Source organism: Shewanella chilikensis, assembly GCF_037953065.1.
Lineage (GTDB): Bacteria > Pseudomonadota > Gammaproteobacteria > Enterobacterales > Shewanellaceae > Shewanella > Shewanella chilikensis.
The window spans coordinates 2,604,437-2,623,626 of the sequence record NZ_CP149966.1 but is presented as its reverse complement, the minus strand read 5'-3'; the positions used below and the strand labels follow the sequence as shown (position 1 = coordinate 2,623,626).

Annotated in this window: 17 protein-coding genes and 1 tRNA gene; 6 read left to right on the top strand and 12 right to left on the bottom strand. The window is 51.7% G+C overall.

The window, feature by feature from the left end; translation table 11 throughout:
• Nucleotides 1-2: 2 nt before the first annotated feature.
• From WKR14_RS11940 to WKR14_RS11920, 5 genes are all read right to left on the bottom strand, one after another.
• A complete protein-coding gene (locus WKR14_RS11940) occupies nucleotides 3-1,352 on the bottom strand; it encodes a sensor histidine kinase (protein WP_101056832.1) in 1,350 nt (449 codons plus the stop codon).
• The gene (locus tag WKR14_RS11935) at nucleotides 1,343-2,017 is read right to left on the bottom strand and encodes a response regulator (RefSeq protein ID WP_101056831.1); all 675 of its coding nucleotides are present in this window, start codon (nucleotides 2,015-2,017) and stop codon (nucleotides 1,343-1,345) included. The genes WKR14_RS11940 and WKR14_RS11935 overlap by 10 nt, the downstream gene beginning before the upstream one ends.
• 244 nt (nucleotides 2,018-2,261) lie before the next feature.
• Complete coding sequence (locus tag WKR14_RS11930) at nucleotides 2,262-2,597, bottom strand: hypothetical protein (protein ID WP_101056830.1); 336 nt, start codon at nucleotides 2,595-2,597, stop codon at nucleotides 2,262-2,264.
• 152 nt (nucleotides 2,598-2,749) lie between these two features.
• Nucleotides 2,750-3,502, bottom strand: a complete 753-nt coding sequence (locus tag WKR14_RS11925) for a LysE family translocator (protein WP_226565457.1) — start codon at nucleotides 3,500-3,502, stop codon at nucleotides 2,750-2,752.
• A gap of 96 nt (nucleotides 3,503-3,598) precedes the next feature.
• A complete protein-coding gene (locus WKR14_RS11920; RefSeq protein WP_101056828.1) occupies nucleotides 3,599-4,423 on the bottom strand; it encodes an AraC family transcriptional regulator in 825 nt (274 codons plus the stop codon).
• A gap of 124 nt (nucleotides 4,424-4,547) precedes the next feature.
• Here WKR14_RS11920 and nadE point away from each other — a divergent pair, with 124 nt between their 5' ends.
• Nucleotides 4,548-5,378, top strand: a complete 831-nt coding sequence (gene nadE / locus WKR14_RS11915) for an ammonia-dependent NAD(+) synthetase (RefSeq protein ID WP_101056846.1) — start codon at nucleotides 4,548-4,550, stop codon at nucleotides 5,376-5,378.
• A gap of 45 nt (nucleotides 5,379-5,423) precedes the next feature.
• Here nadE and WKR14_RS11910 read toward each other — a convergent pair whose 3' ends face one another.
• Nucleotides 5,424-5,903 (bottom strand): DUF6942 family protein, encoded by a 480-nt coding sequence (locus WKR14_RS11910; protein WP_165565185.1) that lies wholly within the window; start codon nucleotides 5,901-5,903, stop codon nucleotides 5,424-5,426.
• Between the two features lie 90 nt (nucleotides 5,904-5,993).
• Here WKR14_RS11910 and WKR14_RS11905 point away from each other — a divergent pair, with 90 nt between their 5' ends.
• Nucleotides 5,994-7,454, top strand: coding sequence for an alpha/beta hydrolase (locus tag WKR14_RS11905; protein WP_101056826.1), 1,461 nt, complete (start codon nucleotides 5,994-5,996; stop codon nucleotides 7,452-7,454).
• Here WKR14_RS11905 and WKR14_RS11900 read toward each other — a convergent pair.
• Entirely contained in the window at nucleotides 7,420-9,588 is a 2,169-nt protein-coding gene (locus WKR14_RS11900) for a diguanylate cyclase (RefSeq protein ID WP_335917612.1), read from the bottom strand. The genes WKR14_RS11905 and WKR14_RS11900 overlap by 35 nt on opposite strands.
• A 281-nt stretch (nucleotides 9,589-9,869) precedes the next feature.
• The gene (gene yejK, locus WKR14_RS11895; protein WP_039034005.1) at nucleotides 9,870-10,898 is read right to left on the bottom strand and encodes a nucleoid-associated protein YejK; all 1,029 of its coding nucleotides are present in this window, start codon (nucleotides 10,896-10,898) and stop codon (nucleotides 9,870-9,872) included.
• 79 nt (nucleotides 10,899-10,977) lie between these two features.
• On the opposite strand from yejK, the gene WKR14_RS11890 reads away from it, so the two are divergent.
• The 3 genes from WKR14_RS11890 (at nucleotide 10,978) to WKR14_RS11880 (ending at nucleotide 13,312) form a co-directional block, all read left to right on the top strand.
• On the top strand, nucleotides 10,978-11,190 hold the full coding sequence (locus WKR14_RS11890) for a YejL family protein (protein WP_025011457.1): 213 nt from the start codon (nucleotides 10,978-10,980) through the stop codon (nucleotides 11,188-11,190).
• 105 nt (nucleotides 11,191-11,295) lie between these two features.
• On the top strand, nucleotides 11,296-13,077 hold the full coding sequence (locus WKR14_RS11885) for a DUF3413 domain-containing protein (protein WP_165565183.1): 1,782 nt from the start codon (nucleotides 11,296-11,298) through the stop codon (nucleotides 13,075-13,077).
• A 158-nt stretch (nucleotides 13,078-13,235) separates the two neighbouring features.
• A tRNA-Pro gene (locus WKR14_RS11880) sits at nucleotides 13,236-13,312 on the top strand.
• A gap of 129 nt (nucleotides 13,313-13,441) precedes the next feature.
• Here the strand turns inward: WKR14_RS11880 and WKR14_RS11875 are convergent.
• The 3 genes from WKR14_RS11875 to WKR14_RS11865 form a co-directional block, all read right to left on the bottom strand.
• Nucleotides 13,442-14,176, bottom strand: coding sequence for a DUF4336 domain-containing protein (locus tag WKR14_RS11875; protein WP_165565182.1), 735 nt, complete (start codon nucleotides 14,174-14,176; stop codon nucleotides 13,442-13,444).
• Nucleotides 14,177-14,242: 66 nt separating this feature from the next.
• A complete protein-coding gene (locus WKR14_RS11870) occupies nucleotides 14,243-14,902 on the bottom strand; it encodes a helix-turn-helix transcriptional regulator (RefSeq protein ID WP_101056822.1) in 660 nt (219 codons plus the stop codon).
• Between the two features lie 44 nt (nucleotides 14,903-14,946).
• A complete protein-coding gene (locus WKR14_RS11865) occupies nucleotides 14,947-16,221 on the bottom strand; it encodes a serine dehydratase subunit alpha family protein (RefSeq protein ID WP_339086253.1) in 1,275 nt (424 codons plus the stop codon).
• A 345-nt stretch (nucleotides 16,222-16,566) separates the two neighbouring features.
• Here WKR14_RS11865 and WKR14_RS11860 point away from each other — a divergent pair, with 345 nt between their 5' ends.
• Complete coding sequence (locus WKR14_RS11860; RefSeq protein WP_339086252.1) at nucleotides 16,567-17,874, top strand: hypothetical protein; 1,308 nt, start codon at nucleotides 16,567-16,569, stop codon at nucleotides 17,872-17,874.
• 120 nt (nucleotides 17,875-17,994) lie between these two features.
• Here the strand turns inward: WKR14_RS11860 and WKR14_RS11855 are convergent, their stop codons facing one another.
• The gene (locus WKR14_RS11855) at nucleotides 17,995-19,080 is read right to left on the bottom strand and encodes an AI-2E family transporter (RefSeq protein ID WP_101056820.1); all 1,086 of its coding nucleotides are present in this window, start codon (nucleotides 19,078-19,080) and stop codon (nucleotides 17,995-17,997) included.
• Nucleotides 19,081-19,190: the final 110 nt, after the last annotated feature.

Below are 19,190 nucleotides of genomic sequence, written 5' to 3'. Positions count from 1 at the left end.
GCTCACTGCATGGGAATTTGAATGCGGAAGCAGGCGCCTTCCAGAGCTGAATCCTCAATGCTGAGGGTGCCGCCGTAACTGCTGACGATTTCATTACATACCGCCAGACCAATTCCCTGTCCTGGTGACTGGGTATCGGCGCGCACACCGCGCTGGATAATCTTCTGTTTAAGGCTTTCATCAACACCTGGGCCGTCATCTTCCACCAGTATCTGCAGTATGTTGCCCTGATAACCGGCCGTGACGCGAACGGTTGAGATACACAGGCGGAATGCATTTTCCATCAGGTTGCCGAACAGCTCCATCAAGTCGCCCTGATTGCCGGGAAACTGCAGCTCTTCCTCTATTTCGGCGCTGAACTTCACTTGTTTGTCACGGTATACCTTAAACAGCATCTGTGCCAATTGATCCACCAGAGGAGCAATCGGAGTTTGTTCCTGCTTGAGGCCCTTGCGTCCCAGCATGGCGCGCTTGAGCTGATATTTCACCAACTGGTCCATCTGGCTCACCTGTTCCATGATTTTTTCGCTGCTGGCCTGTTTGTCCAGGCTGGCATCATCCGTGATGGCATGTACGGCGGCAAGACGGGTCTTAAGGCTGTGGGCCAGATCATTCATGGCATTTTGATAGCGCTGTTGCTGGGCGCTGGATTGCTGCAGCAATTGGTTGAGCGCCTGGGTGACACCTTCCAGCTCCACCGGATAACCGCCGGAGAGCGACTTGGATTTGCCGTTGATGATGGATCTCAACTCATTTCGCATCTGTACCAATGGCCGCATGCCCCAATAAGCGGCGCTGATCAGCAGTACCAGTGCCAGTGCCAACACCAGCGCCAGGCGAATATAGGTGCGTTTGGCAAATTGGCTGTATTCCTGCTCCAGTTTGGCCGCATCCTTGAGTACCAACAGGTTGTAGTGAATACCGGCGATATCGACCGACAGCAGATAGGCAAAATAGGCACGATTGTCGGCCATGTTCAGGTAGTAGGGGGGCGCTTCGTTGCGGATTTCATTGAAACGTTCACAGGTATCAAACAGACCTCTGTCCACTGCTAGCGACGAGGTCCACACCTGCTTGAATTTCTCGTCACAGGAGGCGATAACATAGCGCTCCTGTTTGTTGTTCTCCTCAAGCCAGGAGCTGGTGTCCGGGATCAGGTCATGCTCCCTGAGCTCGGCTGCCACCTGAGGGATTTCGGCGATTAGCTGCGCCGTCTCTTCGTTATAGCTGTTTTGCGCATGCAATATGTTGACCATCCAGGCCAAGCCAAAACCGACCACGGCTATGATAGACAACGAAGTGAGAAACATCCGCGTCAGTAGGCGTTTCTTGGGTTTTATTTTCAATTGCATGGCAGGTTGAATTTGTACCCTTGGCCTCTGATGGTCACTATTGGATTTTCGATGCCGTCACGGGTCAACTTCTTTCGCAGTCGGCTCACCATCACCTCAATGGTGTTGGGATCGCCTTCCTTGTCGCCATAAATAACGTCCAGCAGGCGTTGCTTGGCGACCACTTCATGATTGTGGCGCATCAGGTATTCGAGAATTTGATATTCGAAGGCGGTGATTTCCATCGGTTCACCATTCATGGTGACCTGCTTGGCGGCGAGATCCAACGACAGGTCGCCGCTGTTGATCACCGGCTTGACGAAGCCGGCACTGCGGCGTACCAAGGCATCGAGGCGGGCCACAAGTTCCTCTTTTTGAAAAGGTTTGACCAGGTAGTCGTCGGCACCGGCGTTGAGCCCTTCAACTTTATCTTGCCAGTTAACTCGGGCGGTTAGGATCAGAATCGGGGCTTTGACGTCTTCATCCCGTAACTGTTGGATAAGTGCAATACCGTCTTGATCCGGCAAGCCCAAGTCCACAATGGCGACGTCAATGGGGTAGTTGGTTGCCTGAAAAAAACCCTCTTTGGCGGTTCCCGCCACCTGAACCTGATTCCCCAGTTCTCCCAGTTGTACCTTGAGGTGATGGGAGAGTAAGGGATCATCTTCAACAACCAAAATTCTCATATTCTTTACGCCTTTAACTGAAATCAGAACAGTGTACGCAGTTCCCAGGAGCAGCTCAAGCCGAGGCTAAAGCAAGGGTATCAGTCATACGCTAGACCAGAGATCTAAACCTAAGACCCAACTCGTTAAAAAATAGGGCTACATACTGGCTCGAGTGTATAGCCCTATTACTTAACCTATGCTGACCTTTGATGTGGATTGTCGAGTCATTGGCCCAAGATGGAAATGTTGGCGAGTGTGACGACTATGAGCCTCGGTTACGATTGCTCGCCAGTTTATTACCGCTCCAGGCGCTCAGCAGAGTAAACAGGGTGACGCCGCCCATTATAAATGCCAGCCTTAGCCAAGGGGCATCCATGGCCTGGCGCATGGCGACATATTCAAAGCCACTCTTGGCCCATACCAGCACGGCGCCGACCAATAGACCGATTTGCAGAACCCGAACGCCAACGGCGCTTTTAACAAACAGCAATGCCGGTGCCAGCAGGCAGATAGCGGCGGCGACTGTGTGTGAGTATCTGAGAAAGTGGGCGCCCAGCAGCCAATAAGCAAGACAGAGTAAAACAACACGCCACCACATAGAGACACCTTGAATCGATTGAATTTGGGTTATTCTAGTCTGAATTTAAGATGCATTCTATTTACTGCTTCACAATTTGTCCCAGTGCTTAAAAGGTTTTAGCCCGTCTGGCTTAAGGTTTGATATGCCGCTTATTGTTTAATTTCCTGGGGTTAAGCCGTTAATAATCGCAGCAGTATGGCAACCGAGACAGTCAGGAAAATAGCGCCGCAAAGGTAATCTATATAGCGGCCAAATCTTAGTAGACGTTGTTGCACTTGGGCATGAGACAGCAGCATGGCCAACATGGCAAACCAGATAACCGAGAGCAACGGCAATAATATGGCGGCCAACAGCTTGGTTTGATTGCTGACAGCCGGAGTGATGAGGCTGGAAAACAGCGTTAAAAAAAACACCAACGCCTTGGGGTTGAACAGGTTGGTCGATAATCCAAGCAGCAACCCGGCAGTAGCCGACATTGTGTTATCGCTCGCACTTTTACCAAGGTCATTGTCTAGCCTGTTGTTTAACTCCTCGTACTGCTTAGCATTTGTATCATTGATTGCTGACTGGCTGGTTGGCAATTCATTGGCTTGAGCTTCAACGAGTGGCCTTGTCGCCAAGGCGCGTTTAAACCAGGCCTGAACACCAAAAGCTCCCAGTCCCATCCAGCCCAGATAAAGGGCGCCAAAGAGCTGCACCAGCACAAAAAGGGTATGCGAGCTTTGAATGGCCAGGCTGACACCCGTGAGGCTCAGGACAGTGTGCACCAATATCGCCAGAGAGATGCCGACAGCGGCCGCCAATGCGGTGCTGCGTTGCTCGCGGCTGGCGATTTTCAGGATCAATGCAAAATCCGGCCCCGGGCTTGCCAATGCCAGCAGGTGAATGGTGCCCAGGGTCAGCAAAAGATGCAGATCTGTCATAGTCAACTCTATCCTGTAGTGCCTCACTAAGCCGAGGCTGAAAGTGTTTGGGTATAGGGGGAAAGATGCTCAGCCACCAGAGGGGGCGTGTGGCGTTCACAGCATGCGCCGCTGAAACGCCTGCGGAGAAAGCAGGAAGGCACGTTTGAAAGCCTTGTTCAGATGGCTCTGATCGAAGAAGCCGACTTGCTGCGCCACCGAAATCACACTGTCTCCCCTGAGCAGGGCTTTCTTGGCATATTCCAGGCGGATCCGCTTTAAATAGGCATGTGGCGTCATGCCGGTTCTCTGGCGAAACTGCCTAAGCAGTTGGTATTGGCTGAGATCCAGCTCCTTGGCAAGCTGCGGCAATCTAAATGGCGCACCAGGATCGGCATGAAAGGCTTCTCTTAACCTATCGAGCTGACTCTGACTCAAGGTGTGGGGCTGTCTCTCGGTATTGAGCTGGCGGCCATGCAGGCGCAGCAACTTTTCCAAAAAGGCGATAACCGCGGCTTCAGGAACCAGGAGATCATTGGCCGCTATGGGTTGGGTCAGCAAATGGTGCAGCTGGCAAAATTCCCGATACAGCGCCGGATGGTGCAACATAGGCGCGGCAAAACTGAAATATCCCAGGCCGAGATCCCGCGCCAGTTGTTGCAACCAGTCATGGGGCAGGGACATTACCAGGGCACAATAGCCCTGTTGTTCGCTGCTCTGGCCATCATGGCTGCTGTCGGGATCCAGGGTCGACAGCCAATGGGGTCTCAGGTGCCAGGTTTGGCCACGGTAATGAAAGTCCTGGCCGCCGTGACTGACCACACCGATATGAAAGTCCAGATGAACATGGGGCTCGAAGTGAAAATGTTGAAAACTGGCCCGACTGATCTCCAGTTCGGGATGGGATGGGGCGCGCCAGTAATGGATTTTCTCCTCGTGCATCTTGCTATCCTGGGTAAGAATTTATGTTATCTTAGCGGTCGGTGATCCAGGCCGCCTAGTAAATTATTGCACGGCCGGTATCAAAGTCAGACTTATAAACACCGATAACAGATTGGAGCCCACTGTGAAAGGACAGATCTTAAGAGAAATGAAAGTGCTGAGTGCTATTGAACCTGAATATGAGGTGGAAAGGCGGGTCGCATTTCTTAAGGCCAAATTGCAGGAAGCTCGCAGCAAGACTCTGGTACTGGGGATCAGTGGCGGGGTCGATTCCTCCCTGGCCGGGCGCTTATGTCAGTTGGCGGTAGATTCACTCAATCAAGGTAAAGCCGAGGCTGAGTACCGTTTTGTGGCCATGCGTCTACCTTATCTTGAGCAGCGTGATGAACACGAGGCGCAGCAGGCGCTGGCATTTATCCGCCCCAGCAAACTGGTGACTGTGAATATTCATGAGGGGGTGAGTGGCATTCATCAGCATGTACTCAGTGGCTTTGACCGTGCCGAACTGGCGCTACCGGATGCCAAAAAGGTTGATTTTGTGAAAGGCAATGTCAAGGCCAGAATGCGGATGGCGGCCCAATACGAAGTGGCGGGTTTACTCGGTGGCCTGGTGGTTGGAACAGATCACAGCGCCGAAAATGTCACAGGTTTCTATACCAAGTGGGGCGATGGAGCCTGCGACTTGGCGCCACTTTTCGGCTTGAATAAGCGTCAGGTACGGCAATTGGCCGCCTTCCTCGGCGCCTCGGAAACCTTGGTATACAAAGCGCCAACGGCGGATCTTGAGTGTGACAACCCGGGTCTTGAAGACGAGGCTGCCTTGGGGTTGAGTTACGATCAGATTGACGACTTCCTTGAGGGCAAGCCGGTTTCCGCTGAGGTGGAAAGCAGGATCATAGCCATTTACAAGGCGACGCAGCATAAGCGCAGGCCAATACCGACCATTTACGATTAACTGCTCAAATTGAATCGTAAAACGCCGCGTTAATCGCGGCGTTTTTTATGGGTAGCAGTGTAGTGCCTGGCGCAGCAGCAAAATACTGGCGTTGGGAAACTGGCGGTAATCCAGGTAAGGGACTTTCCAGCGCCACTGATCCAGCCGCTGTATTCCGGGCGCACCGTTAAGTCTCTGCCCGGCATCACTGGCGATATTGAGTTTGCCGGCGGCTTCATTGCCGGCGATAAGTGCTATGCCGCTATCGGTTACTAGCTCGGTCGCGCCTATCTCAAGTGCAACCTGGGAAAAGAGCCCGCGCTGCAGAAAGCTACGCCAGTCATCATCGGGGGTAAATATCTTGGCGCAGATCACCAGGATTTTGCGCCAGTGGTTTGAGTTGGCGGCTATCAAGGCTGCGGCGGCGCCGCTCTGTTGCCAGTGCCAGTCAAGCGGCAGTGTTGGCGGGTTGGGTAAGTAAACCCGCGCTTTGGCCAGATCGTTACCAATACGCAAAGGAAATGAAGGTGTTGAGTGTGCGTGCACAGTTTCTCTCTGTTAGACTTTTATGCCAATAGATGTCAGTGAAATGCCGTTTCAGCGCCGCCACTTTGGGGCAGTTCGAGGTAAAGGTCAATGAAAACTCTGCTTATCAGCTCGGGGAAACAGCTTACTATTGCGCTTTTTTATGCTTGTTTCGGTATAGGGCTGGCGCTGACTGTAACCGGGATCTGGTTACTCAATGATCGTGTTGATTTGAGTCCCTGGCATACTCACTTTCTGAGTCATGAGTTTGATCGTCACAAGGGAGTGGACGACTTTAACGATTATCTCAAGTTGGAGCAGCAACTGTTTGCCGAGCTTGATCAGGAGCTTGGTAAATTTTCTCCCGCCATAAGTTCACCTATCAATCGTTATCACAGCGGCAGCATAGCAGATCCCAAGCGCTGGGATTTTCCCTGGAATCAAAGTTTCGAGTGGGCCAATGCCGATGCGCAGTTCGGGCTCTTGCTGCTTCATGGTATGTCAGATTCACCCTACGCCATGCATCAATTTGCCCAGCAGTTCAAGGGGCGCGCTCATGTGTTGGCGCTGAGGCTACCGGGACACGGCACTTTGCCATCCGGCCTGGTGCGCTTGGAATGGCAGGATCTTGCCGCGGCCGTTAAGCTGGCTAGTCGCCATCTGACCCAGGTGCTCAATGGTAAACCTCTCTATGTGATAGGTTATTCCACTGGCGCCAGTCTGGCGCTCAACCATGAGTTGGAAAACCTTCACCAGGGCCGGCCTGCTGACTATGAGAAGGTGGTGATGCTGTCGCCGGCCATAGGTTTGGCCCCCATGGCGGTCGGCGCGCAGTGGCAGTCGCAGCTGGGTTATATTTTGGGGCTGGAGAAACTCAGCTGGAATACTATCTCACCCGAGTATGATCCCTTTAAATACAGCTCTTTTGCCGTTAATGCCGGTGATGTGGTATATCGTCTGGCGCAGCACAATAGTCAGCGTTTGTTGGCTTTGCCTGAAGAAAAGAAACATCTGCTGCCGCCGATTTTGGCGTTCCAGTCACTGGTGGATGATTCGGTATCAACTAAGGCTGTACTGGAGAACCTGTTCTTGCGACTGCCCAAAGGATACAACGAGCTGGTGATTTATGATATCAACCGTAATCAGGTGAATCTCAGTATGACACCTGTGGATCCTTTGGCGGAGATCAGCCGCATACTGGCACGAACCAATCTGGCTTTCCGGGGAACTTTGATTGAAAACCAGGTGGGCTTCAGTCATCTGGTGCAGGCTCGGGAGTTTGGTACTCATTCCGGGGTGGAGAAACTCGACTTCAAATGGCCCGTGTCAGTTTATTCCCTGTCTCATGTAGCCTTGCCGTTTTCTGCCAACGATAGTCTGTATGGCAATCAGATGCCGACCAGCATGGATCGCATTCAAATTGGCGCCGCAGCGTCCCGAGGGGAGCGCGGTGTCATCAGCATTCCCGCTGCCGATATGCTGCGCCAGCGCTGGAACCCTTTCTTTGATTATCAGATGCAGCGGATCGAGGCCTTTTTCAACCTAGATCCTGAGCCGACAGAGTACAGATGACCCGGTTGCGTCCCTCGCTTTTGGCTTGGTACAGGTTAGCATCGGCTTTTTTCAACCAAACCTCCAGAGACGGACTGTAGGAGGCATTGGCAATTAGGGCGCCGATACTCGCAGTGACACTGATCCGGCGTTGATCTTCGGGGTTGATGATCTCTAGTTCGGCAATGGCCTGACGTATTTCATTCAGATACGGCTCTATCTTGAACGGGTTGCACATGGGCAGCAGCAACAATAGCTCTTCACCGCCGTAGCGGCTGATAAGATCCGCGTCGCGCTTGAACTTTGTCTTAAGCAAATCGGCGACTCGTTTCAAGGTTTCATCACCGCCCAGATGACCAAATTCATCATTGATCCGCTTGAAGAAGTCCAGATCCATTAATACCACAGCCATGGCTTCGTGATTGCGCTGACAAAGGCCCTGCAAAGTGGTGAAACTCGCTTCGGCATGGCGCCTGTTGGCAAGTCCAGTGAGGGGATCTGTCTGGGCCAACTGTTTGAGTTTGCGGTTGGCTTGCTCGAGCTCCAGAGTTCGAATGATGACTTTTTCTTCCAGATCCAGCTGGTGGGCCATCAGTTGGCGTTGGTTTTCCTTGAGTTCAGTGTAGAGGTGAGTCACTTCTACGGGCGCATTATGGTCATTGAGTAACTTATCCTCAGTAAGGCGTTTCCCCTTGTTGAGTTGCTCTGAAATCAACTCCAGCGGTTTGGTCAGGCGCTGCCCAACAACCCTTGCAACCAATAGCGACAGTAACAGGAACAGCAACAATAATGCGAAGGTGAAAATAAACTGGCGCTCCACTTCATGCAGCAATGGGGCGTAGGGATCGAGCACAAAAATTTGCCAGTTGTTTGGCAGGCGATACTGGCTGTAAACATATTCCGGACTGTCGTTATCCAATGCTTTTAGATTAAGCATGGGCAATAAAGAGCTATAGTGCTTGCCACTTTGGCGATAGTTGAGCCGCTCGAGTTTGGGTAAGGCCAACGTCTTGGAAGCGTAAATAAGACGCATATTTTCATCGACAATAAACATCGACTGATTGGTTTGTTCCAGAAAGTCATTATCCAATTCGCTGAAACGATTGAGGTTGAGTGAGCCTTCCAATACGCCGATAACTTGTGGGCCTGTGGCGAGATACAGCGGGCTGCTGATGGCGACTATGGCATCTGAGCCGAAGCCCCGGCCGAGAAATACAGGGGAAATAAACAGGCGTTCATTGAAAAATGCCTGCTGAAAATAGTCTCTGTCATTGATCCTCTTATCGCCCCCTTTAAGCGCTTTTAGCCCACTGACAGGGCTTGCCTGCACTATGTTGCCTTCGCCGTTGGCAATCAGCATGGTTAAAAAACCGGGGTTGAGTTTGTGCAGCCGCGACAGCATTCGCTGCAACTCATCAGGACTGGGGGCGCTATGCTTAATAAGTTCGGCGGCGGTCGCAATAACCGACTGATGCCGCTCCAGGTAATGCTCTACCGCAAGGCCGATATTTTTGCCGGTTTCATGTAAGTGTTTACCCAGGATCTGTTGCTGCTTGTTGACCCAGTAATAATTAAATACCAGGGTAGAGAGCATCAGGCTCAAGTTGAGCAGCAGCAAAAAGCTGTAAAAGAGCTGCTCGCCAAAGCCGCTACGCTTGGCAGGTAGCTGACGACCGGTCAGGCGTTTGAGCGCAGGGGTTACCAACACAATCAAGCAGGCCAGGGTGATATAGACCATGGCATTGACTGACTGCTTGATGACGACAAAGGGAATATATTCTGAAGGTAAGTCACTGAAAAATAAGAGGTATACATAAATAAGTGGCATGCCCAGCAACAACCAGAAGCAGACCCCGGCGTAAAATGCCGGCCAGCGTCTTTGTCTGGCAAATCCCAGCGCCAGCGCCTCGAGGCAGAAGAGGAGATAAACATGGGGACTGTCCCATTGCAGCATCAGCGAGGTTACGCTGGTGGCAGCTGCGAGCAGCGCATACCAAGGCCCCAGTAAGATGGCGACGAGCACATAGAAGGTATTACCCAACACCAGCTGCACATTGGCAAACAAAGGGATGGGGAAACTGTTGCAGGCAAAGCCTATCAGGCCGGCCATCAGACTCAGCAACAGTGGTTGTCGATACCAGGGCAAGTGGGTCAAATCAGTTCCAACTCCTGTCTGGAGTTTATGAATAGTTAATGATAAATGCTAGAGCTAAATGGTTTATTTAACAATAATTTTTGAATATTTGTCTTGAGTGGCATCCAATGCCTGTTTCGAATTCATACCCGTCATGGTTGAAGGCAGTGGTGCTTTTGCACAAAAACGGGGGCTTAGTGGTTAACCCGGGCAAATAGTTAGGAAAGAGTCTGGTGAGATAAAGGAAAAAGCATCAAGGCGCCCCTGATATCAATGAAAGCGCCTTGATGTGGTTGTCAGCCTTATTCGCCCTTGAGGCGTCGGTCCAGTTGATCTTTTAAGTTGGCGGGCACGCCTTTGATCAAAATGGTATCCGATACCGGATCGTAAATGACCCGCTCGCCCAGATGTGAGCTGTCAAAGCTCAGGGTCAGGCCGCCGCCGGTGCCGGAGAATTTCTTCAACTGCCTCAGGGTAGATTTATCGGCCGGAAACTCCTCTTCCAAACCGTAATCACCGCCAACGGCAAAGTCATAGAAGGAATCCATGCCGGATTCGGCCAGTTCATCGGCCAAGTCCTTGAGCATGACTTCACTGCCGCTGTCGACCTGGGACGTACAGTATTCAAACACCCGGTCGCGGCAGGTTTGACGCTCTTCTTTGGTCAGTTCACCGCCACCGACAAAGTCTTCCACCGCCTGCATCAAGGTCTTGCTCTGCTGCTTGGGGTTAACCCCTTCGACGCAGCCCATAAAGTCGAGGAAGAAGTCGGCCACCTTGCGTCCCGCTCTGCCGCGGATAAAGGAGATATATTTGCGTGACTCACTGTCGGCTTGCCACTCGGTGAGATCGATTCGGGCCGCCAGTTGGATGTTATTCAGATCCAGATGGTCGTTTTGCGACAGCTCCATATCATCCAACACTGTCATTGACGACTTGGCGTTCAGCAGTGCCACAAACAGATAGTCGCTGGCCATAAAGGTGTAGCAGGCAAGCAACAAAAAGCCGCCCTGGCTGAAGTCATACTTGGAGAGTTCTTCCTGCAGCAGTTTGCCCGCGGTAGCTGAGAACTCTACAAAGCCTTGTTGCCCGTCGCGATAGGACTTGAGCGCCTCCTTGAAGGCGGGGTTGGCTTCGCCATCATCACCGGGGACACCAAAATAGCCAAAGCCTTTTCCCGCTTTACTGGAATAGCTCTGGTGCAGCTCATCAAGCATGGTCTCTACGGCTTGGCTGTTCAGCAGTGGTTGAGGGCGCAGACGGCAGCTGAGCTGGCCTTCGCCATTTTGGGTGATTGCGTGAATAATCGCTTGTTCGACGTGAATACTCATAAGCCCCGATAGTGATACTCTGTTGTAAATCCGCTATTATATGCCGCTAATCCTTATCTGAGTGAATCATTTTTTATTTATGGCTATCCAATCAAAATATACCAATGCTCAAGTTGAATCCCTGATCGCCGAATTGCTGGCTGTGCTGGAAAAACACCAGGCTCCAACCGATCTTGGCCTGATGGCGTTGGGAAATGCGGCTTCGCATCTGCTATCGACCAAGGTGCCCAAGGAAGCTCGTCAGCAAGTGGCGGAGCAATTTGCCAAGGCATTGACACAATCACTGCGTTGACTTGTAACGATTGAAATGCGCTAACATAGTGGCGTTGTAAGTCAAAAAGCAGATAATAGCAAACAATGTAAGATACACAGGCAACTTACAAAAAAGCGGATCCATATGGTCGAGCGAACAAAGCAGTTGGGCAAGGACAGGGTTTCACGCCTTATCAATTGGGGGCATTGGTTTGCCTTCTTCAATGGCTTTTTGGCCATGATAATCGGCAGTCGATATCTGGAAAGTGTCGGCTACCCGGAAACCTGGATTGGTTGGGGTTACCTTGGTGTCAGTACCATAGGTCATTTCAGCTTTCTGGCGTTTATTGTCTATCTGGTGTTGCTGTTTCCCGTCACTCTGCTGTTGCCTTACTCGCGTATCCTTCGGGGATACGCGGCTGTGGTGGCCACCCTTGGCCTGTGTATCATGCTGTATGACACCATAGTCTATGACGACTATGGTATGCATTTGAGTCCATTCGCTGTTGATCTGGCCTGGGCCGACCTCAACAGTTTGCTGCATGGCACCTCTTATATCGTCACTCCCCTTGGGATCTTGGCGCTGGAGTTGACCGCCGCCAACTTTATCTGGAAGCGGATCGAGAAAATTCAAAAGCGTAATTACGGCAACAAGGTGGTGGCCTTTATTGGGGTATGCTTTGTCAGTAGCCATCTCATTCATATCTGGGCCGATGCTGCCGATGTTACCGAAATTACCCGTTTTGATGATGCCTATCCGTTATCCTATCCGGCGACGGCGCGCACTTTCATGGAAAATCATGGTATCGACGGCTCCAGCAGCTTGCAGGTGGATACCGAAACCAGTTTTAAATACCCAAGAGTACCGCTGACCTGCAGCGCCGAAGAACATCCCAATGTACTGCTTATTGCCATCGATAGCCTCAGGGCCGATATGACCGATGAACAGACCATGCCGTTTTTCAGTGGTTACAGCAAACAAAACCATGCGTTTATGAATCACTTAAGCGGTGGCAACACCTACCGCAGCGGCATGTTTTCCCTGCTTTACGGCCTTCAGGGCAGCTATACAGATGCGGTGGAGCTGAATTACACCAGTCCCTTGCTGGGGCAGAGCCTCAAGCAGCAGGGCTACAATCTTGGTTTATTTATCAGCAGAAGCAATTATTCCGATGCGCGTCCCCAGGCGATATTCCGTGATTTTGACGCTCATATTGCCGAAGATGAGGGTGGCAGTGCCATGGCCGATATTCAGAATATCGATAGTTTCCAGCAGTGGCGGGCCCAGCAACAAGCCCCTTGGTTTGCGCTTTTGAACCTCAAATCGCCGGAAGACTATGATACGCCAGTGGGTTTCCTCGGCGTGCAGACGGTCAAACCCGACAGCGCTCTCAAACCGGCGCAGAAGGTGTTGTTCAATCAATATCGGCAATCGCTGAACTTTATCGACAAACAGCTGGAGCAACTCTTGTCTGCTATGCCGGAAAACACCCTGGTGATCATTACCGGCGTCAATGGCAAGGTGTTCACCAGTAACGCCGATGAGGCCAGACGAGATTTGTCACCGGCCAATGTGAGCGTGCCTTTGGTGATCCATTGGCCCGTCGGCGGCCACGCCCAGGCCAAATACCGCACCAGCCACTATGGTTTGGTGCCCACCTTGATGAGCCAGGTGTTGGGTTGCAGCAATCCGGCCACAGATTACAGTGCCGGCCGCCACCTGCTGCAGCCCGACAGCCTCACCTGGGTGTATGTCGGTGATGCTCGGGTGTTTGCTATCTATCAGCAATCGGAGATCACTGTGATTGACCGTCATGGCCAATATCGTATCTATGACAAGGCTTATCAGAAGCATTTGGATAAAAAGATGAGTGCCCCGGAGCTTATCGAAGTGATGCGCGAAGGGCGGCGTTTGTACAACCATTAAGCGCCGCGGATTAAAGACTGAACGACAAAGGAAAAACAGACCACAAACTAGGCAGTTAAACTAAAAAACCACAGATGGAGCTTGCACAGCTTCACGACTGTTGGTAAAGTTCTGCCTCGTTGAGACGGCACACTGCGCCAGCCGCTCAAGACAAATATCGGTATGTAGCGCAGCCTGGTAGCGCACTGTCATGGGGTGTCAGGGGTCGGAGGTTCGAATCCTCTCATACCGACCACATTAAAAACAAAAAAGCCCAATCTGTTGATTGGGCTTTTTTGTGCCTGTCTTTTTTGTATCAGTCTTTTTATCTATGTTTGGTAAGCCGCGAAGTCAGTAGTCTTGCTGGTTTATGTTGCTGTGCCTGTTAGTGGTCAAGAGTCCCAAGCCAGGAGAATGAATGGCGGATAAAGCGGTCGGCATCCCGGGACTGACATTCGCCGTGGGCTATGATGAGTTTCTCCGCTTGCCAGCCAAGTATAGTGGCCAGGGCCTTTCGGGCCTGAGGCTTGCCAAAGCAGAAGCTCAGGCGCCAATCCAGCGGTGTCTTGCCGTTGGGGGCCAGTATGCCACTGATGTGCGCCAGCGGTCTTTGCCAGGCTTTGAAGCACTCGGGCTGAAAGTTTTCAATCAAATCGGTCAGGATCAGCGTGCGGCTGTGGCGATGAAAGAATACTGCCTCCTGCATCACAGGGCTGCCCTGAAACAGGCAGAAGTCCAGCTCGTCAAGCCAAGGGTCTTTGGCATTGTGTTGCGAGTCTGCCAATTCGCTGAGCAGCAGTTGGTCGAAATGCAGATCGCTGCGTTTTTTTGCCAGTTCTTCGGTCGCGTAGCTTAGGGCATTGGGAAAGGCTTGCTGCCAGTCTTTGACAAACAGATGGTGCAATGAGTTGGGCGCCAGCAGATACCTGACTTCACCGAGGGCCTTGACCTCCTCGAGCAGCTCGCGGCTGAGTGCTATGGGGGAGTGCAACCAAAGCGTGCCATCATCAAGCCTGACCACTGTCATCCGGGTAGTGTATGGCAGACCAAAGAAAGGCACTGTCTTGCCTGTCACTATCCATATGTTATCACCGAAGGGTTTGAGTCTGTGATTGGGCATTGCGGCTCCTTGGTATCACTTATTGGCATTGTCATCTAACGCCGATGATCCCGCTAGTTGTCAATGTCACTCCTGCGGGGCTTTTAACTCCCTCAAGTAGCGGTAAATGGTGTGCACCGAAATATCCAGGCGCTTGGCGGCCACCTGGGCGCTATCCTTGAGTTCAAAAATGCCGGCATCGAACAGACGCGTCACGATTTCACGGTTTTTTTTCGATGGCGGGATCTGTTCACAGTGGCGTACTGCTTGATTGACCTTGTCTATGGTGCTGTGCAGCGTTTCCTCAATATTGACGGCGAATACTTCTGACGTACCGCTGTGTTCTGTGAGCGGGGATTGTTGCGGCAGCATGGAGTGCAACACAGACATCAAAGGCGCATCCATATCTGTGTTGATACACAAAAGGCCTATGGCCATCTGCTTTTCGTTGCGAATAACCGTAGTGATGGATTTCAGAGTCTTGCCATTACCGCTTTGGCTCAGATAAGTCTCGGAGATATCCTGGCCGCGCTTGAGTTTTTCCAATGCCAGGTTGGTAATAGGTGCGCCGACACTGCGGCCGGTAATATGGCCGTTGGCTATTTTGATGACCGAGGGGTTCTCTCTATCCAGGCTGTGTAAAACCACTTCTGTGTGTGACCCATACATGGTGGCGATACCGTCGACCACATTTTTGATGGCGTTGAGTATCTCCATATCTTTGGGAGTTAACTTGTGAAGTTTCACCGCTATCCTTGTGTGAAAGCCCGGTTATTGGCGGGCACTGGAGCTTAGGCAGACATGATACTGATAATGGTATTGTCGGTCGACACCATGCCATCACAGATCATCTGTCCCAGATTCTTGATTGTTTGTTCGACATCGGCGGCGACTATGCCCTGCGTCGATACGGCATGTTGGTTGAGTGCCATCAAAAATGCCCGTACAGCCGCGCTGGACGAGGTGCTGACCTTCATAGCACAGGAAGCTTTGGCGCCGTCACAGACCATGCCAGTGCTGTCACTGATGACATTCTGAATGGCGTAACAGCTTTGTTCAAAGCTGCCCCCGGCAAGATACACCATGGCCATGGCCGCCGCGGCACTGGTCACTGTGTTGCCGCAAAAAGCCGACAGTGGCGGGTAGTGGGACTTGATATAAATGGCACCCAGGTGGCTCATGATAAGTGCCCGGGTCAGTTGTTCTTCACTGCAGCTGAACTTCTTGGCGGTGACCACTACGGGTACAGTCGCGGCTATGCCCTGATTGCCACTGCCAAAATTGCTCATGGCCGGTAGGGTAGCGCCACCCATGCGCGCATCCGAGGCGGCCGCCGTGTACATGACTATCGAGTTGAGTAGATCGTCACTCAGCAAGCCGATATCGATATTTTTCTTCAGCGTTCGGCCCACTTCCAGACCATAGGCCGAATTCATGCCTTCGTCGGACAAGCGGGAGTTAAGATCGGACGCCGCCAGAATAAATCTTATTCGGTTAACATCTACCCCGGTGGCAAACTCATAGATTGCGGCGATGCTGATATCGACGCCGTTGCATACCGAAGCAGTACTGCCTTGGGTTGACGCTTCGGCCTGATACAGCAACTGGCCATCGAACCATTTCTCGGTAATCCGGGTATGGCTGCCACTGATAACGATTTTAACCTGGTGTTTGTCGTTGGTAGCGGTTACCGAACAATAAATGAACTCGTCTGCTTGAATACGGGATATCTTGACCATGCCGGCATCAATAAGCGCCTGGGCCTCGGCCACTTGCGCCGAGTTGATATTCGCCAGCACTTCAAGACCGGCACCGGCATCACCGCCAAGGGCTCCTGCTGCTGCGGCAATGGCCAGGCCTATCTTGCCTGTACCGGGGACAAATACGCCCATGGCGTTTTTGTAGAGGTTATCCGAAACCTGAACCTCCAGGTTTAAAGGCTTGGCGCCCAGCGTTTCAGTGGCAACAGCGGCGGCATAGGCTGCGGCAATGGGCTCGGTGCAGCCCAGTGCAGGGCGCACAACTTGATTGAGGATAGCTATATATTGTTGCCACTGTGGTTTCATTACTGGGTTCCGGCGCGTCTGAGTGGGGGATAGGCAAGGGCTTGGCTTGCGGTCACTGTACCAATATTGCCCATAATCCCTTGAGACAACTTGCAACTATTTTTGAATGCGTTTCGGCTTAACGATGCAATTATTTGCATACCAAGGCTGTTGTGCAAATTTATTTTGCCGTTAAAGAGACGGTAATTGTTGCTAGTGTGACCCACATCTTGTAATTGACGGCATTTTTCATTTAATCCTTTGATATCAACAAAATTGCAAAAAAGAATGGCTAGCCAGTTAAGGTGGTGCAACTTTTTTTGCAAAAAATAACAAGCAGTATCCAATAATATTTAGGGTCGTTATATGAAAACTGACACTTTGGTACCAGAGTGGGGCGCGGTCATTACTCGTAATGATACGCAGGCATGGAAGGAGGCGACCCGGTTTGACAGTACTGATTGGGGTTGGATCATCATGTCCATCGGCATGGCCATAGGTGCAGGTATCGTCTTCTTACCTGTGCAGGTGGGTTTAATGGGGCTGTGGGTGTTTCTCTTGTCTGCCCTTGTCGGTTATCCGGCCATGTATATGTTTCAAAGGTTGTTTATCAATACCTTGGCCGAGTCCCGTGAGTGTCGGGATTACCCCAGTGTGATTGGTGATTATCTTGGGAAAAACTGGGGCATATTTCTTGGTGCCCTCTATTTTGTCATGTTGGTGATTTGGGTGTTTGTCTACTCGACGGCGATCACCAATGACAGCGCCTCTTTCCTGCAAAGCTTTGGAGCCACCAAGAGCCTGTTGTCTGAAAACCCCTTCTATGGTCTGGGGCTTATTTGTCTTCTGGTTGCACTGGCTTCCCGCGGCGAAAGCCTGCTGTTCAAGATTTCGACCCTCATGGTGCTCACCAAGCTTGGGGTGGTCGCACTGCTTGGGCTGATGATGGTCGACAAGTGGGATATCAATAATATCGGCGCAGTGCCCAATAGCACCGATTGGCTCCGCGATGCGGTGGTGATGCTGCCCTTTACCTTGACTTCGATCCTGTTTATTCAAAGCCTCAGTCCCATGGTGATCTCATACCGTGCCAGAGAGAAATCCATCGAGGTGGCGCGCTTTAAAGCGATGCGGGCGATGAACATAGCTTTCGGGATCCTGTTTGTTACAGTGTTCTTTTATGCTGTGTCCTTTACGCTGGCGCTGGGGCATGAGCAGGCGGTAAAAGCCGAGCAGGAAAATATTTCCGCCCTGGCGATAGTGGCGCAAGGCATGCCAGGTCAAACGCTGAAGCTCTTGAGCCTGACACTGAATATTTTTGCGGTGATGACGGCCTATTTTGGGGTCTATTTGGGGTTTCGGGAAGCGTGTCAGGGGATCATCATGAACCTATTGCAGCGCGTTATGCCCAAGGAGAAGATCAACACCAAGCTGGTGGGTTACGGCATTATGGTATTTACCATATTGCTATCCTGGAGTGCCATTGTGTTGAACGCCCCAGTGCTGAGTTTCACCTCTATCTGTAGCCCAATATTCGGCTTGGTCGGCTGTTTGATCCCGGCCTATCTGGTTTATCGGGTGCCGGCGCTGCACAAATACAAGGGCGTTGGCCTGTACGTGATTATCGCCACTGGGATCTTACTGTGTATCTCGCCCTTCCTGGCATTCAGTTGATTGACTTGAAGTTTGGATTTGAAAGAGTCGAGTGAAGAACGCCCCGGATTGCGGGGCGTTGTCAATGGCGCGGTAGCAAATTTACGCCAAGGGGTTGGGCCAAAAACTTATGTGAAGAGCTCAGGCCTTGTCCTGCTGCTGCAGAAAGTCGTGAAACTCTTCTTCATAGAGATGAAACAGCACTAGGGTAACGGCAAAAATGATAGGGCCGTAGATCAGGCCGATAAGCCCGAAGAGCTGCAGTCCTCCCAGCAAAGAGAAGAAGATCAGTAAGGTACTCATGCCGGCGGAGCCTTGCATCAGAATCGGCCTCAGGAAGTTATCGATAGAACCAACCACCAATATCCCCCAGGCACAGAGGAACAGGCCCCAGCCCCAATCGCCGGTCAAGGCCAGATAAAGCGCGGCCGGTACCCAGATAAGTGCAGTACCCACCACAGGGATAAAAGAGGCGAACGCCATCATGCAGCCGAGGAATAATCCGGGCAGGCCGACTATGGCCATGGCGATACCACCGGCAAGGCCTTGGGCCAGGGCGGTGAGGAAGGAACCTAGTACTGCCGATTTAGCCACTTTTTCCACTTCATCGAGAATTTTATCCTCCTGGCTGCGGGACAAGGGGATCACATGTCTGAGGCTGGTAATTATCTGTTCGTTATCTCTGAGGAAGAAAAACAGCACGAACAGCATCAGGGAGAAATTGACAAAGAAGCCGGTGATATTGCCAAGTAATGCCGTGCTCAGGCCGACCAGACGAGTACTGAGCTCTGTCAGGGTTGCGGTGGCTTTTTGCAATATTTCCTGCGGATCTATGCTATCGAACGGCAACCATTTATTGGTCAGCTCCAGCGACGATTGTACCCAGGGATGCTCAAGCAACTCTTTGGCGCCACCATGGGTCAGCCATTGATAAGCCTGGGTGGCGGAGCTGATCCCCTGCTCAATCACGGAAATCAGCATAAACAGTAGCGGGATAAGTATGATTACCGTCAACAAAACACAGGAAAGCAGCGCGCTCAGATTGGGGTGATTGGGGAGTTTCGCTTCGATGCGCTTGTGCACGGGTAAAAACAGTAAGGAAACGATAAATCCCAGCAGAATAGCGCCCAGATAGGGAGCGACCAATAGATAACAGGCATAAGCCGCAATGGCCAAAGCGGCGAGGATTAACCAATGGCGGGGTTCGACCCGAAAACGTACGGACACGGGAATTCCTTGTTAATTCAAAAAGTATGTTGAGTTTGCCATCTGTGTGGCTGGGGCTACATGTTTGGACCCGGGCTCGAGATGACGGCAGTTATTAAACCACGGAGCGG

Bases quoted from the DNA above. Each gene is read 5' to 3' on its own strand.
- WKR14_RS11860 (WP_339086252.1), top strand. From the start codon at position 16,567: ATGAAAACTGACACTTTGGTACCAGAGTGGGGCGCGGTCATTACTCGT.
- WKR14_RS11885 (WP_165565183.1), top strand. From the start codon at position 11,296: ATGGTCGAGCGAACAAAGCAGTTGGGCAAGGACAGGGTTTCACGCCTT.
- WKR14_RS11865 (WP_339086253.1), bottom strand. From the start codon at position 16,221: ATGAAACCACAGTGGCAACAATATATAGCTATCCTCAATCAAGTTGTG.
- WKR14_RS11935 (WP_101056831.1), bottom strand. From the start codon at position 2,017: ATGAGAATTTTGGTTGTTGAAGATGATCCCTTACTCTCCCATCACCTC.
- yejK (WP_039034005.1), bottom strand. From the start codon at position 10,898: ATGAGTATTCACGTCGAACAAGCGATTATTCACGCAATCACCCAAAAT.
- WKR14_RS11875 (WP_165565182.1), bottom strand. From the start codon at position 14,176: ATGCCCAATCACAGACTCAAACCCTTCGGTGATAACATATGGATAGTG.
- WKR14_RS11920 (WP_101056828.1), bottom strand. From the start codon at position 4,423: ATGCACGAGGAGAAAATCCATTACTGGCGCGCCCCATCCCATCCCGAA.
- WKR14_RS11930 (WP_101056830.1), bottom strand. From the start codon at position 2,597: ATGTGGTGGCGTGTTGTTTTACTCTGTCTTGCTTATTGGCTGCTGGGC.
- WKR14_RS11890 (WP_025011457.1), top strand. From the start codon at position 10,978: ATGGCTATCCAATCAAAATATACCAATGCTCAAGTTGAATCCCTGATC.
- WKR14_RS11925 (WP_226565457.1), bottom strand. From the start codon at position 3,502: ATGACAGATCTGCATCTTTTGCTGACCCTGGGCACCATTCACCTGCTG.
- WKR14_RS11940 (WP_101056832.1), bottom strand. From the start codon at position 1,352: ATGCAATTGAAAATAAAACCCAAGAAACGCCTACTGACGCGGATGTTT.
- WKR14_RS11905 (WP_101056826.1), top strand. From the start codon at position 5,994: ATGAAAACTCTGCTTATCAGCTCGGGGAAACAGCTTACTATTGCGCTT.